Below are 14,679 nucleotides of genomic sequence, written 5' to 3' on the forward strand. Positions count from 1 at the left end.
ATGGACCTCTCCGGCCTGCTGTTCTCCGGGGCGCTGCCCACGATGATCGTGCACGCCTCGTCGGGCTCCTCGAGCGACGGGAGCTGGGTTCCGCTGCTGTTCCTGCTCACCGGCCCCGCGTTCTTCCTGTTCCAGTACCAGCGCTACCGGAACACCGACAAGCGGCACCACCACGAGACCGAGACGGCCTCGGAGGTGGCGAACCCGCAGGGCTACGACCAGCCGGTGCGCAGCGTGACCGGCGCCCGCGAGGCCCGCATGGCGGGTGCGAACGAGCGCGAGGTGCGCGGCTGAGGCAGACGCCGTCCGAGGCGCGGCGCAGGGCCCTCGGGTCTCAGGCGGCGCGCCAGCAGCCGACGAGGTGGTCGTCGACCATGCCCGCGGACTGCATGAGCGCATACATCGTGGTGGGACCGACGAAGCGGAACCCGCGCTTGCGCAGCGCCTTGCTCATCGCCAGCGACTCCGGCGTCACCGCCGGGACGTCCGTCATCGAGCGCGGGCGGACCTCGGCGGCGGCGGGGGCGAACGACCACATGAGCTCGTCGAGCTCTCCGTCGGCCATCTCGCGCACGAGCCGGGCGTTGCCGATCGTCGCCTCGATCTTCGCGCGGTTGCGGATGATCCCGGCATCGGCCATCAGACGCGCGATGTCGTCCTCGCCGAACTCCGCGACCACCGCGGGATCGAACCCCGCGAACACCTCGCGGAACCGCGGGCGCTTGCGCAGGATCGTGATCCAGCTGAGCCCCGCCTGAAACCCCTCGAGCGACATCTTCTCGAACAGCGCGCGATCGCCGTGCAGGGGCGTGCCCCACTCCTCGTCGTGATAGCGGCGGTACTCCGGATCCTCTCCGGTCCAGGGGCAGCGCACGCGGTCGTCGGCGGGGATCGTCATGACGACCAGGCTAGGCGAGGGCCCCGACATCCCGGCGGGGGTGCGGTCATCTGGCCGGCAGGTACTGCTCCAGCCGGGCGAGACGCGGCTGCGAGCGCGGGTCGGCCACCGCCGCCGCGCCCACGGCGCAGGCGCCCGAGAGCGCGCGCTGCGCGTCGACACCCGAGGCGAGCGCGATCGTCAGTGCGGCGCAGAACGCGTCACCCGCGCCGACGCTGTTCACCACGCTCGTCTTCACCGCGGGCGCCTGCGCGACGAGCTCCCCGTGCTCGAAGAGCTTCGCGCCGTCGCCGCCGTAGGTGACGGCGACGCGTCGCGCGGTGCGCAGCGCGGGCAGCAGGGCGTACTCGGTCTCGTTGACGATGATGAGGTCCGCCCGCTCGACCACCGCGGCGGGCAGGTCGAGCGCCGGCGCCGCATTGACCGCGAAGTAGCCCGGTGCGGCCGCGGCGAGCGCGGAGATCACCTCCATCGAGATCTCCAGCTGCGCGAGCACCGCCTCGTCGGATCCGAAGACGACGCCGTCCAGGCCCACCTCGCCGTTGGCGCCCTCGCACACCGCGATCTGGTTCTCCCCCGCCGCGTCCACGACGATGAGCGCCACTCCGGTGGGCTCCGTGCCGCGCCGCACCGCCCCCGTGTCGACGCCGGCGGTCGCCAGCTCGTCGAGCATCCAGGATCCGTCCTGATCGGGTCCGACTGCGCCCACCATCCGCACGGCGGCGCCGAGACGCGCGGCGGCTGCGGCCTGGTTGGCGCCCTTGCCGCCGGCTTCCCGCGACAGCCGTCCGCCGCCGACGGTCTCGCCCGGTCCGGGCAGACGCGCGGCGCGCGCGGTCAGGTCGACGTTGATGCTGCCGACGACGGCGAGGGCGAGGGGCGCGGTCATGGGGACTCCAGTTCAGACGGGGCGAGGGCGGGCGGGCGGGTCACTGCGCGGTCTGCACGACCGAGAGGACGCCCGCCTTCGCGGAGACGATGCACTTGGCGAGATACACGGGGGCTCCGCCCGACGAGGCGGTCTGCGTGAGGATGAGCACCGGCGAGTCCGGTGCGAGTCCGAGCAGGGCGCCGCGGGTGCGGCCGACGACGTTCGCGGTGATCTCGCACACCCCCGCGCCGAACACGGCGCCACGGGCGGAGAGCGCCGTCATCAGGCTGCTCGGATCGCCGGTCGCCTCCTCGAGCACGGCGGCGATCTGCGGATTCGCGTCGGTGAGGTAGCGCCCCGCGGGCAGGTGCTCCTGCAGGATCGCGATCGGCTCGCCGCCCCGCTCGACCACGCTCTCCCGGAACCAGGTGTTCGCCGCCTCATCGAGGCCCAGGTGGCTCGAGACGTAGTCGGTGGTCGGCTGCACGACGAACTCGGTCTGGCGCACGACGACGTCGTCGCCGCCCTCGGCGAGCGCGGCCTCGAGGGGGCGCAGCTCCTCGAGCCCGACGAGAGGGAGGTCCTCGGCGACGAAGCGGCCGATCCCGCGGCGGGTCCGGATCAGTCCGTCCTCCTCCAGCAGCATGAGCGCTTCGCGGACGACGGTGCGGGAGACCCCGAGCGCGACGCCGAGCTCGGTCTCCCTCGGCAGCGCGGATCCCAGGGCGAAGACGCCCGAGCGGATCCCGTCGGCGAGACGGGAGTACACCGCGACGCGGAGCGGCTGGCCGACGGGCGCGGTCAGCGGCCTGCCCAGGAACTGCTCCACGTCCGTCATCGGATCTCCTCCACCGCGCACAGCCGGCCCGTCGTCGGGCCGCGCTCGCCGTTCATTCAAGCATGGGATCACACTTTGCAGATGTTCTACCTCAGAGGTATAACATCATATAACCCGAGGTGGCGATGCCCCTCTCTGACGAAGGAGTCACTGTGCAGCTCTCCCCCGCCCCTGCCGCGCTCGACCGGCCCGAGCCTCTCCGCGGCGGCCGCTCCGTCCTGCTCGTGGCGACCCTGATCCTCACGGTCGTCGCCTTCCAGCTGAACTCGAGCATGATCAGCCCCGCGCTGCCCGACATCTCGAAGCAGCTCGGCGCCCCCATGGACGCGGTCTCCCAGGTGTCGTCGCTCTTCTTCCTCGCCGGGGCGGTCGGCGGCATCGTGCTCGCCCGCTGGAGCGACTTCATCGGCCGCAAGCGCGCGCTGCTCATCGTGCTCGCCCTCATCGCGCTCGGCACGGTGCTGTGCCTCGTCGCCCCGAACCTCCCCGTGCTGCTCGTCGGCCGGGTGCTGCAGGGCGCCTCGAGCGCCGCGTTCCAGATCTCCTACGTGATCCTCGCCGAGACCCTGCCCGCCGCGGTCTTCCCGACCGTGCTCGGCGTGCTCACCGCGATCAACGGCGGCGTCGGCGGTGTCGACGGCTGGATCGGCGGCCTGCTCGCCGACGCCTACGGCTTCCGCTCGCTGTTCGTCGTGATCCTCGTCGTGGCGGTGGTCGCCATCGTCGCCGTCCTGTTCGCCGTGCCTCGGGACGGCGAGCCGTCCTCGTCCGGGCGCATGGACTGGTGGGGCGCGGCCGCACTGTCGATCGGCCTCATCTGCGTCACCTACTTCGTGTCGACCGGGTCGGGCCAGGGCTGGCTCTCGCCGCTCGCGCTGCTGCTCCTCGCGGGGACCGCCGTGTCCTTCGGCGCCTTCGTGATGATCGAGAAGCGCCGCCGCACCCCTCTCGTCGCCGTGCAGCACCTGCGCTCGCGTCAGGTCTGGCCGGTGCTCGTCGTGACGGTGCTGACCCTGTCGAGCGTGTTCGCGGTGATCAACTTCACCATCGTGATCCTCAGCCAGAACCAGGCGGTCGGCTACGGCCTGAACGCCTCGACGTCCGCACTGCTGTACCTGACCCCGCCCGCGCTCATCGGCCTCGCCGCCGCCCCGCTGTCGGGCTGGCTCGCCGGCCGGGTGGGCTGGATCCCGATGCTGCGGATCGGCCTCGCGCTCTCGATCGCCGCGCTCATCGTGATCGCGCTGTTCCCGTTCAGCCCCTGGACCGTCTTCGCGATGTTCGCCTTGCTCGGCGTCACCTACAACGGCGTCGTGCTCACGACGACCAACGGACTGGGCGTGCTGCAGTCGCCGAACGAGGCCCCCGCGGTCCTGCCCAGCATGAACGGCACCGCGTTCGGCTTCGGCGCGAGCCTCGGCATCGCCGTCGTCGCACCGTTCGTCGTGTCGGGCGGCTTCGGGGTGGCACTGTGGATCTCCGTGGGGATCAGCGTGCTCGCCCTCGTCGCGAGCCTGTTCCTGCTGCCCAAGACCGACTGACCCGCGCGCCCGACGCCGCCCCGAGCCCCCGACCCGTCCGCATCCCGAGGAGGATCCGATGACCGAAACCCCCACCGCGCTGTACTTCGACTGCGACACCGGCATCGACGACTCGCTCGCGCTCGCCTACCTGCTGGCCTCGCCCGAGATCGTCCTCACCGGGATCGGCACGGTCAGCGGCAACACCACCGCGGCTCAGGCCGCGCGCAACACCCTGGGCCTGCTCGCCCTCGCCGATCGCGACGACGTCCCCGTCGCGATCGGCGCGCACGACTTCCTCAGCCACGGGTACGACGGCGGTGCGCCGCACGTGCACGGCGACGACGGCGTCGGCGGCGTCGCCCTCCCCGAGCCCGCGCGCGCGGTCGCGGAGGGCACCGCGGCCGATCTGCTGATCCGCCTCTCCCACGAGCACCCCGGATCGCTGCAGGTGCTCGCGGTCGGGCCGCTCACGAACCTCGCCGCCGCGCTCGCGCAGGATCCGACGCTCCCCTCCCGGATCTCCCGGGTGACCCTCATGGGCGGGGCCGCGCTCGTGCCGGGCAACATCACCGCGCTCGCCGAGGCGAACATCGGCAACGACCCCGAGGCCGCGGCCGCGGTCTTCGCCGCGGGATGGCCCGTCGTGGTCGTGCCGCTGGACGTGACGATGGAGAACGTGTTCGAGGAGTCGCACCGCGACCGCCTCGCGGCTTCCGGATCCGCCGTCGCGCGCTCGGTCGCCGGGATGCTCGACTTCTACATGGACTTCTACCGTCCCGCCTACGGACGCCGGTGCAGCGCCCTGCACGACCCGCTCGCCGCGGCGATCGCCGTCGGCACGGTGGTGCCGACGGTCGCCCCCGCGGTGCCCGCCCTGGTCGACACCACCTCCGGCCCCGGCCGCGGGCAGACGGTTTTCGACCTGCGCGGACAGCGTCTCGGCGCAGTCGACCACGACGGCGCGACCGTGCGCGTCGTGCTCGCCACCGATCTGCCGCTCGCCGAGCACCTCACCGCCCGCGTCGCCGGGGAGTGAGTCCGCGACGGGGTCGTTGAGCGAGGACGCCGCAGGCGACCGAGACGAAACGCGGTGCTCCGACGGGGCACCGCGTTTCGTCTCGCTGCGCTCGCTCAACGACCCCGGAGGCGGATCCGGATCCGTCGCTCGCCTCACGACGCCATCGGGCACGTGCTACAGCTGGCGGGCCTTCTTCAGCGCCTTCTCGTCGACCGGGGCCTCGCCCGAGGCCTTGAGGTCGGCGTAGTACGCGCGGGCCTCGTCCTGGCGGATCTGCTCCGCGCCCGAGGCGAGAGGGGCCCGCACGTGCTCGGGCTCGTAGCCGAACGCGTTCACGAGATCGAGGGCGTGCGGACGCAGACGCGCGCAGAGCCGGTCGATGTAGCGCGAGACCGACGCCGCGCGCTGCGTCGACAGACGCCCGTTGATGAGGTACCAGGCGAGGTGCTTCTCGATGAGCTGCAGGCCGAACAGGTCGCGCAGCCAGGTGAGCACGGTCTTGCTGTCCTCGTCCTCGATGCGGCCGATCGCGTCCGTGAACGCCTCCCACTGCAGCAGCTCGCCGTGCGCGCGGGCCGCCTCGATGAGCTCGGCCTGGTTCTCGTTGAACAGCTTCTCGCCGAGCTCCTTGTCCTTGCCCGCGGCGCGCAGCCGGCCCGCGATGTCGGCGACCATCTGCTGCACCCGGTCGGACAGCAGCTCGTGCTGCTGCTCGGCGCGCAGCCCGTTCTCGACCGAGCGCGCCGTGGATCCGAGATCCGCGACCGCCTGCCCGAACTGGCGCAGCCCGGCACCGTGGAACACCCGTCCCGCGGTCTGCTCGACCGCGAACTTCGCGAGAGCCTTGGCGTCGGCGCCCGTGAACTGACGCGCGTAGTCGGTGAGCAGCCGCTTGCCGACCAGCTGGAGCAGGATGTTGTTGTCGCCCTCGAACGTCACGTAGATGTCGAGATCCGCCCGCAGGCCCACGAAACGGTTCTCGAACATGAAGCCGGCGCCGCCGCAGGCCTCGCGGCACTCCTGAAGGGTGTCCAGCGCGTGCCAGGTCGAGAGCGGCTTGAGCGCCGCCGCGAGCGTCTCCAGATCCTCGCGATCGTCCGGGGTGTCGGTGCGACCGGAGAACACGCCGTCGAACTTCTGCAGGAACTCGTCGTGCGCGAACAGCTGCGCGTAGGTGGTCGCCAGGCGCGGGAGCAGACGGCGCTGGTGCTTGCCGTAGTCGAGGAGCGTGGTCTCCTCGCCGCTCGCGCCGTTGAACTGGCGGCGCTGCGTGGCATAGGTGATCGCGATGTACAGGCCGAGGGCCGAGGCCCAGGACGCGGCGCCGTCGAGCGAGACCCGGCCCTGCACCAGGGTGCCGAGCATCGTGAAGAAGCGGCGTCCGGGGCTGTCGATCGCGCTCGTGTAGGTGCCGTCGGCCGCGACGTCGCCGTAGCGGTTGAGCAGGTTGGTACGGGGCACGCGCACGTGGTCGAAGCTCAGCCGGCCGTTGTCGATGCCGTTCAGGCCGCCCTTGAGCCCGTCATCCTCACGGCCGATGCCGGGGAGGTCGACGCCGTCCTCGCCGCGCAGCGGCACGTAGAAGCAGTGCACGCCGTGGTTCACGCCATCGGTGATGAGCTGGGCGAACACGGTCGCCGCGACGCCGTGCAGCGCCGCGTTGCCGAGGTACTCCTTGGTCGCCGCGCGGAACGGCGTGTTGATCACGAACTCCTCGGTCGCAGGGTCGTACGTCGCCGTGGTGCCGATCGAGGCGACGTCGGAGCCGTGCCCGATCTCCGTCATCGCGAAGGCGCCCGGGATCTCCAGGCTCATGATCCCGGGGAGCCACCGGTCGTGGTGCTCCGCAGTGCCGAGCTGCAGCACGGCGGATCCGAACAGTCCCCACTGCACGCCCGACTTGATCTGCAGGCTCGGATCGGCGGACACGAGCTCCTCGAACCCGGCGATGTTGCCGCCGTTGTTCTCCTCGCCGCCGAGCCGCTTCGGGAAGGCGCGGTGCACGGCCTTGTTCTGCACGAGGAGGTGCATCTGGCTCAGCACGCGCTCGCGGTGCTCGTCCTTGCCGAGCGAGTCGTCGCGCCAGAACGCCGGATCCTTGATCATCTCGCGGGCCTCACGGCGGGTATCGGCCCAGGTGCCGAGCAGCAGGTCTCCGACCGCGTCGACGTCGATGCGCGTCGCGGTGTCGTCCTGGGTGCTTTTCGCGGTGTTCGTCCGAACGGCGGCGTCGACCATGAGGATCCTCTCGTGAGGTTTCGGGGATGTCTTCATGGTAGGTCTGACACAACGTGAGGCGAAGGCCGCTGTGGAGATCCCCCAACGGAGCAGCCGGACGAGGATCCGGGCGGTTGTCGGCTCCCCACAGGATCGCGGTGCGGGCGATCCCCGAGCGGCCCGGCGGCTCAGCGGATCAGGCGGTAGCCCCGCACCGGGTCGAAGCCGTGGATCTCCCGGGTGTCCAGCGCGGCCATGAAGTCGAGCACCTCGGCGGTGACGATCTGGCCGGGCACGAGCACGGGGAACCCGGGCGGATACGGCGTCACGAATCCCGCCGAGACGGGGCGCTCGCCGTGCGCCACCCGCTCGCGCAGCGCCTCCGGGGTCGCGTACTCGATCAGGCCGCGGCGCTGCCCGTCGTAGAACGCCGCCCGCAGATCGCCGTCCGGGAGCCCGGATCCCGCCGCATACGCCGGCGCGAAAGCACTGAAGTCGGGCAGCGGCGGCATGGCCGGTCCCTCCTCGAGGGGCGGACGCTCCCCCGAGGCGCGCTCGCGCTCGAACCGCTGCGCCAGCTTGACGAGCACCTCGACGAGGTAGGCGATCGCGCTGCGCGAGGTGCCGATGTTCGTCATGAACAGCACCGTGTTGCGACTGGTCTTGTTGACCTGGATGCCGTACTGGTCCATCAGGTGCGTGTGCTTGAAGGTGTCGCCGTCGACGCCCGTGCCGGTGATCTCGATCGTGACCCGGCTCGGATCGATGACGAACTCGTCCTGCGTCCACGCGCGCCACATCTCGGAGAACCCGTCGCGCAGCGGCATCGGCCGCCGCGTCTGCCGGTACTGCTGCGGGATGAGGTCGCGCGCGGTGAGCACCCGGAAGGTGCGCCGCAGCAGCGGATGCCGCGCCACCGACTGGGCGAGGCTGGTCGCCAGGTCGAGCTGGCGCTGCACGAGCTCGTACCCTTCGAGCTCGACCTGACGCCGGCCCAGATCGAGCGAGGCCAGGATCTGGTAGTTCGGCGATGTCGAGGTGTGCGTCATGAACGCCTCGTGGAAGGCATACTCGGCCTCCAGCGCCCAGTCCTGGTCGTAGACGTGGATCATGGATCCCTGCCGCAGCGCGGTGAGGGTCTTGTGCGTCGACTGCGTGGCGTACACCCGGATGCGCGCGTCCGGCGGCGGGATCAGCTGCTCGCTCCTCCACGCGTCGTCGTCGCGGGGGTCCCCCGTCGCCGGATCGATCAGACGCTCCCGCTGCGCCCGATACGCGGCCGCGTGCCCGGCGGAGCGCAGCGTCTCCTCGAGGCGCTTCGCCGCCGCCATCGCGGTGCGCTGGCGGGTGATCGGATGGAAGGCGGCGAACGCGAACCACGCCTCGTCCCAGAGGAACACCAGGTCGGGCTTGATCGCGAGGCACTCGGCCATCACCCGGGCCGGGTCGTAGACGATGCCGTCGAACGTGCAGTTGGTCAGCGTGATCAGGTGCACCTCGTGCAGCCGCCCCGCGGCGCGGTAGTCGAGCAGGACCTGCTTGATCCGGTCGATCGGCACGGCCCCGTAGAAGGCGAAGTCGTTCAGCGGGTAGGCCTCGAGGTAGGCCGTCCTGCCGCCGGTGAGCATGAGCGCGTGGTGGTGCGACTTGTGGCAGTTGCGGTCCACGAGCACCACGTCGTCCGGCTCGACGAGGGCCTGATGGACGATCTTGTTCGCCGTCGAGGTGCCGTTCGTGACGAGGAAGGTGCGCTGCGCGCCGAACGCGCGCGCGGCCAGATCCTGCGCCTTCTTGATGGCCCCGGTCGGCGCGAGCAGCGAGTCGAGCCCGCCCGAGGTCGCCGAGGTCTCGGCCAGCAGGAGGTTCATGCCGTAGAAGTCGGCGAGATCCCGGATCCACTTCGAGCTGACGACCGAGCCGCCACGGCCCACCGGCAGCGCGTGGAAGACCCCGACCGGGCGGCGGGCGTGGTTCTGGATGGCCGCGAAGAACGGCGCGTCGTAGAGGTGCGAGACCCGGCGCAGCAGCGACAGGTGCAGCTCGAGCTGGTCCTCGCGGCGGAACACGCGGCGGAACCGGTGCGTGAGCGCGCCCGCCAGATCCTCGATGTGGGCGCCCGCGACGAGGTACAGATCCACCTCGGGACGGAGCGCGTGCAGGGTGTCGGCGAGGCGGAGCACCCGCTGCACCGACGGGATCGAGCTGCGCGCCGCGGCGGGGGCTGCCGCGGCCTGCGCGTGGGCGAGGTCGACCGTCGCGTGCAGGTCGGGGCTGAGCGGCTGGCGCGTGCGGTCGCTGAACCCCGGCCGCACGATGCAGGCGAGGATGCCGGGGTTCGTGAGCAGCGCCGCGATCGCGTCGTCGGCCGAGGGCACGATCACCAGGTCGTAGATGAAGTCGTCGGCGTCGCTGCGCAGCCGCCGCATCTCGGCATGGGCTCCGTCGCGGTCGGCCTCGGTGGTCTCGTCGATCAGCAGCACCTCGAACCGCGTCCGCGGATCGTGGTCGTCCTGCTGCTCGGCCAGCTCGATCTCGTCGGCGGTCGGCTCCGTCGCACCCGGCACCGAGGTGCGGCGCAGGCGGTGCACGACCCGGCCGATGCGATCGAGGGCGCCCGCCGGGTCGCCCTGCTCGATGAGCTCGCCGATGCGGCGCACGTAGCGTTGTCCGAAACCCGCCCAGTACAGCTCGATCGTCTCGAGCGCCCGCAGGTTGCGCCGGATCTCCTCGGCGTTCGCGACGGCGTCGCGGGCTTCGCCCTCGAGGGCGAGGCGCTTCACCGCGAACCGCAGGAACTCCCAGGCGTCGGCACGCAGCCGCCACGTGCTGACCGGCATCCCCGGACCGGGCTCCCGCTGCTTGTCGGCGATGCGGATCATCGGCGGCACCCCCTTGTGCTGCACCGCCGGGCCGGACGATCGGGCTCGGGGTGGACCCCTATGGTGTCACTGTCGCGCACGCCCTCGCGAGTGTGTTTCACCGAGGTGACGACAGGAGGTCCCCTCGGGCGCGGGCCCGACCTCCTCGCCGCGGGCGCACGGCCGATTGTTGCCGCGGTGAGTCCCGAAGGCCCTCGCCGCCGGGCGGGGTCATCCCTCGGCCGCGATGACCTCGAGCACGGCCTCGCCGTACGCCTCGCGCTTCTTCTCGCCGATGCCGCTGATGCCCACCAGGTCGGACGCCTGCGCCGGGCGATGCTCGGCCAGGGCGCGCAGGGTCGCATCGCCGAACACGACGTACGCCGGCACGCCCTGTGCGCGCGCGGTCTGCGCACGCCAGGCCCGCAGCGCCTCGAACAGCCCCCGATCTGCCTCGGCGAGCGCCTCGGCCGCGTTCCTCTTGGCGGAGCGCCCTCCCCCGGCCGAACCCGCGCGGGAGACGACATCGTGGCGCAGCTTCACCGGGGTCGTCCCGGCGAGCACGCCGCCGCTCGCCTCGCTCACGGCGAGGGTGCCGTATTCGCCCTGCGCCTGCATGAGTCCCTGGGCGAGCAGCTGCCGCACGACCGAGCGCCACTGCGCGTCGGTGAGGTCGGATCCGATCCCGTAGGTCGCGAGCTCGTCGTGCCGGAACTTGCGGATCTTCTCCGTCGATGCGCCGCGGAGGATGTCGATGAGGTGCCCCGCCCCGAAGGACTGGCGGCGCTCGCGCTGCAGCCGGACGATCGTGGAGAGGAGCTTCTGCGCGGGGATCAGCCCGTCCCAGCTGTCCGGAGGGGTGAGGCAGGTGTCGCAGTTGCCGCACGGCTCCGCCGCCTGGCCGAAGTAGCCGAGCAGGTTCTGCCGACGGCAGTCGACCGTCTCGCAGAGCGCGAGCATCGCGTCGAGGTGCTGGTTCTGCCGCTGCTTGGTCGCGCGGTCGCCCTCGCCCTGCTGGATGAAGCGGCGCTGCTGCACCACGTCGCCGAGGCCGTACGCCATCCACGCGACCGAGGGCTCGCCGTCGCGGCCCGCGCGACCGGTCTCCTGGTAGTACCCCTCGACCGACTTCGGCAGATCGACGTGCGCCACGAAGCGCACGTCCGGCTTGTCGATGCCCATCCCGAAGGCGATCGTGGCGACCACGATCACGCCGTCCTCGCGCAGGAACCGCGACTGGTGCGCCGCGCGCGTACCCGCGTCGAGCCCCGCGTGGTACGGGATCGCGTCGAGCCCCTGCGCGCTGAGGTACTCGGCCGTCTGCTCGACCGAGGAGCGGCTGAGCGCGTAGACGATGCCGGCGGATCCCTCGGGCTGGCTCCGGATGAAGGAGACGAGCTGCTTGCGGACGTCGACCTTGGGGTCGATCCGGTACTGGATGTTGGGCCGGTCGAAGCTCGCGACGAAGTGCTTCGCCTGCGGCAGGTGCAGCCGCTCGGTGATCTCGCGATGCGTCTCGCGCGTCGCGGTCGCCGTGAGCGCGATGCGGGGGACGCCGGGGAAGCGCTCGGCCAGGCCCCCGAGCGCGAGGTAGTCGGGGCGGAAGTCGTGACCCCACTGCGACACGCAGTGCGCCTCGTCGATCGCGATGACGCTGAGGGATCCGCGCTGCAGGAGCCCCAGGGTCTGCGCGTTCGAGAGCCGCTCGGGGGCGACGTAGAGGAGGTCGACCTCGCCGGCGAGGTACGCCCGCTCGACCTCGGCGCGCTCGGCCGCCGTCTGCGTGGAGTTCAGGTACTCGGCGCGCACGCCGTTGGCGCGCAGGGCGTCGACCTGATCGTGCATGAGCGCGATGAGCGGGCTGACGACGAGACCGGTGCCCTCGCGGACGAGCGCGGGGATCTGGTAGCAGAGGCTCTTGCCGCCTCCGGTCGGCATGAGCACGACCGCGTCGCCGCCGGCGACCACCTGGTCGATGATCGCGGCCTGGTCGCCGCGGAACGCGTCGTAACCGTAGACCGTGGCGAGCGCGGCGAGCGGCGTGGGGAACCGGCTGGGCGCGGGAGCCGCCGGCGCCGGAGGCTCCCGAAGGGCGGCGGGAACCGGGAAGCTGCTCTGCGGGACCGCCCCCGGGGATCCCGCCCACTCGCCCTCCTCGGGCGGGGGCGCAGCCTCCCACGGCTCATCCGCGTAGGGCAGGTCGGCGTACGGGTCGTCGAGCGGCGCGTCGGACCACGGCAGATCCGCATAGGGGTCTCGCGGATCGTTCTGGGGCATGCCTCCAGCGTAACGAGGCGGGCCGACGCCCGAGGCCGTTGTCCACAGGGCGCCTCGCCCATCCTGATTCAGGCTGGAGGGCGCAGAAGCGGACGGAACCGGGGACTTTCCGTCCTTCCGCCGCGGACCAGCCTGAATTGTGCGAGCGCCCCCGGGGGCACGGAGCCGGGTTCGTCCCGGCCCCGGCGCCTCCGTCCGGGCGTAGGTTGGACGCGAACCGCCGCCATCGACGAAGGAGCGTCATGCCCGAGACCGCCGTGACCCTGAACGAGGCAGAGTCCCGCTATGAGATCACCAGCGACGGCGAGCTCGCCGGGTTCGCCGAGTTCCAGCGCCGCCCCGGGATGATCCTGTTCACCCACACCGAGGTGGATCCGGCGTTCCAGGGGCAGGGTCTCGCGTCGAAGCTCGCCGCGGAGGCGCTCACCGACGCGGCCGCCACCGGCGACACGATCGTGCCGTACTGCCCGTACATCAACAAGTACCTGCGCACGCACGAGGTGCCGGGCGCCACGGTGCGCTTCCCCGCCGAGCCGTCCGCCGAGGACCCGGCATGAGCCTGCACGGCCCCCGCGCCGCGCTGCTCGAGGCGCGCGAGGTGCCCCTCGGCGGCGTGCGGGCGATGAACGTGCTGCGGGTGCTGCCGAGCAAGGATGTGCCGACCATCGGCGCCTGGTGCTTCCTCGACCGCTTCGGCCCGGCCGAGGTGCGCATGCGCGTCGAGCCGCATCCGCACATCGGCCTGCAGACGGTGACCTGGCCGCTGGTCGGCGAGATCCGGCACCGCGACACGATCGACAGCGACGTGGTCCTGCGCCGCGGGCAGCTGAACCTGATGACCGCCGGGAACGGCATCGCCCACTCCGAGTACTCGGTGGGCGAGGAGGCGGGGCCGCTCGACGCCCTGCAGCTCTGGGTGGTGCTGCCGGACGGCGCCGCGACCGGGACTCCCGGGTTCGAGCAGCATCTGTCCCTGCCGGGGCTCGCACTGCGCGCGGAGAGCGGATCCGACGCCGAGGTCACCGTGGTCATGGGCTCCTATGCCGGTGTCTCCTCCCCGGCGACCGCCCACACGCCCATCGTCGGCGCGGAGATCCGCGTGGCACCCGGCACGACCGTCGCGCTGCCCTTCGACCCGGCCTGGGAGCACGGACTGCTGCTCGTCACGGGTGACGCCCGCGTCTCGGGAGCCGAGCTCGCGGAGACCGCGCTCGACGTCGACGACGTGCTGTTCCTCGGCGACTCCCGCGCCTCCGTCACCGTGACGAGCGAGGGCGGCGCGCTGCTCTTCGTCCTCGGAGGCGAGCCCTTCGAGCAGGATCTCGTGATGTGGTGGAACTTCGCCGCCCGCAGTCACGAGGAGATCGCGCAGGCGCGCGAGGACTGGGAGGCCGGATCCGACCGGTTCGGCCACGTCGTCGGGCACGGCGACGAGCGGATCCCCGCACCGCCGATCCCACCGGTGCGTCTCATGCCGCGACGCCGGCGGATCTGAGCCCTCCGGGACGGGTGCGACCCGGGGCCGGTTTCTCCCGGCCGCGCTGTCCGACGCCGCCGGTACGCTGGACGGGTGCCCGCCGCCCGCTCCCCGCTGCCCACGCGGATCCTGCTCGTCTGCGCCGCCATCGGGGTCGCCACGGGACTCCTCGGCGCGGCGGCCGGGTGGGTCACGATCCCCGTGATCGCGGGCGCGCCCTTCGCCTACGGGCTGGTGCTGGGCTCGCATGTGCTGCCGGGCATCATCGCGCAGGAGGTGCTGCGCCGACCCCTGGTCGCGCTGCTCACCCACGTGCTCGCCGCGCTGGTGGCGAGCGCCTTCAATCCGATCTGGTTCCCGCGCTTCCTCGGCACCGCCCTGCTGTTCGGCCTCATCCAGGAGGGCGTCGCGGCCCTCACGCGGTACCGCGCCTGGGGTGCGTGGCGGTTCTTCGTCTCTGCCGCGATCATCGGCGTGATCATCGCGGTCGTGGTGTTCTTCGCCGTCGACCTGGACAAACTGCCCCTCTGGGCGCGGATCATCTACCTCCCCCTGGCGGTGCTCGGCCCGATCGCCTGGACCGCGATCGGGCTGCGGATCGGGATCTCGCTGCGCCGCGCCGGCGTCGCCCCGCACTGAGCGCATCCGATCGTCTGCGACGCCTGCGTCGCCTAGGTTAGGCTTGCCTAAGCAAGCTTCCCG

General features: G+C 71.9%; 12 protein-coding genes. 6 read left to right on the plus strand and 6 right to left on the minus strand.

The genetic code is table 11. The features are described from left to right. On the plus strand, positions 1–294 hold the full coding sequence (locus tag J8G10_RS16355; protein ID WP_251447351.1) for a hypothetical protein: 294 nt from the start codon (positions 1–3) through the stop codon (positions 292–294). 40 nt (positions 295–334) lie between these two features. Here J8G10_RS16355 and J8G10_RS16360 read toward each other — a convergent pair whose 3' ends face one another. From J8G10_RS16360 to J8G10_RS16370, 3 genes are read right to left on the minus strand one after another with little or no spacing between them, the layout of a single operon-like run. Further along, positions 335–898 (minus strand): DNA-3-methyladenine glycosylase I, encoded by a 564-nt coding sequence (locus J8G10_RS16360; RefSeq protein ID WP_251447354.1) that lies wholly within the window; start codon positions 896–898, stop codon positions 335–337. 46 nt (positions 899–944) lie between these two features. Then, positions 945–1,787: a PfkB family carbohydrate kinase gene (locus tag J8G10_RS16365; RefSeq protein ID WP_251447357.1), complete on the minus strand. Its 843-nt coding sequence runs from the start codon at positions 1,785–1,787 to the stop codon at positions 945–947. A gap of 40 nt (positions 1,788–1,827) precedes the next feature. Beyond that, positions 1,828–2,607: a GntR family transcriptional regulator gene (locus tag J8G10_RS16370; RefSeq protein WP_251447360.1), complete on the minus strand. Its 780-nt coding sequence runs from the start codon at positions 2,605–2,607 to the stop codon at positions 1,828–1,830. A gap of 152 nt (positions 2,608–2,759) precedes the next feature. Here J8G10_RS16370 and J8G10_RS16375 point away from each other — a divergent pair, with 152 nt between their 5' ends. Next, positions 2,760–4,148: an MFS transporter gene (locus tag J8G10_RS16375; RefSeq protein ID WP_251447363.1), complete on the plus strand. Its 1,389-nt coding sequence runs from the start codon at positions 2,760–2,762 to the stop codon at positions 4,146–4,148. Positions 4,149–4,206: 58 nt separating this feature from the next. Then, positions 4,207–5,166: a nucleoside hydrolase gene (locus J8G10_RS16380; RefSeq protein WP_251447366.1), complete on the plus strand. Its 960-nt coding sequence runs from the start codon at positions 4,207–4,209 to the stop codon at positions 5,164–5,166. Positions 5,167–5,322: 156 nt separating this feature from the next. On the opposite strand, the gene J8G10_RS16385 is transcribed toward J8G10_RS16380, so the two are convergent. The 3 genes from J8G10_RS16385 to recQ all read right to left on the minus strand — a co-directional run bounded on the left by J8G10_RS16385 (position 5,323) and on the right by recQ (position 12,500). Continuing rightward, complete coding sequence (locus tag J8G10_RS16385; RefSeq protein ID WP_251447369.1) at positions 5,323–7,386, minus strand: acyl-CoA dehydrogenase; 2,064 nt, start codon at positions 7,384–7,386, stop codon at positions 5,323–5,325. Between the two features lie 167 nt (positions 7,387–7,553). Beyond that, on the minus strand, positions 7,554–10,244 hold the full coding sequence (locus J8G10_RS16390) for an aminotransferase class I/II-fold pyridoxal phosphate-dependent enzyme (protein WP_251447373.1): 2,691 nt from the start codon (positions 10,242–10,244) through the stop codon (positions 7,554–7,556). A 210-nt stretch (positions 10,245–10,454) separates the two neighbouring features. Next, the gene (gene recQ / locus J8G10_RS16395; protein ID WP_251447376.1) at positions 10,455–12,500 is read right to left on the minus strand and encodes a DNA helicase RecQ; all 2,046 of its coding nucleotides are present in this window, start codon (positions 12,498–12,500) and stop codon (positions 10,455–10,457) included. A gap of 242 nt (positions 12,501–12,742) precedes the next feature. Between recQ and J8G10_RS16400 the strand changes: the two genes are divergently transcribed. The 3 genes from J8G10_RS16400 to J8G10_RS16410 all read left to right on the plus strand — a co-directional run bounded on the left by J8G10_RS16400 (position 12,743) and on the right by J8G10_RS16410 (position 14,616). Next, positions 12,743–13,057, plus strand: a complete 315-nt coding sequence (locus tag J8G10_RS16400) for a GNAT family N-acetyltransferase (RefSeq protein WP_251447379.1) — start codon at positions 12,743–12,745, stop codon at positions 13,055–13,057. Further along, positions 13,054–13,995 (plus strand): pirin family protein, encoded by a 942-nt coding sequence (locus tag J8G10_RS16405; protein ID WP_251447382.1) that lies wholly within the window; start codon positions 13,054–13,056, stop codon positions 13,993–13,995. The genes J8G10_RS16400 and J8G10_RS16405 overlap by 4 nt, the downstream gene beginning before the upstream one ends. Positions 13,996–14,070: 75 nt before the next feature. Continuing rightward, positions 14,071–14,616, plus strand: coding sequence for an ECF transporter S component (locus J8G10_RS16410; protein ID WP_251447385.1), 546 nt, complete (start codon positions 14,071–14,073; stop codon positions 14,614–14,616). Positions 14,617–14,679: the final 63 nt, after the last annotated feature.

Origin of the sequence: Microbacterium sp. USTB-Y (assembly GCF_023703415.1) — a bacterium.
Lineage (GTDB): Bacteria > Actinomycetota > Actinomycetes > Actinomycetales > Microbacteriaceae > Microbacterium.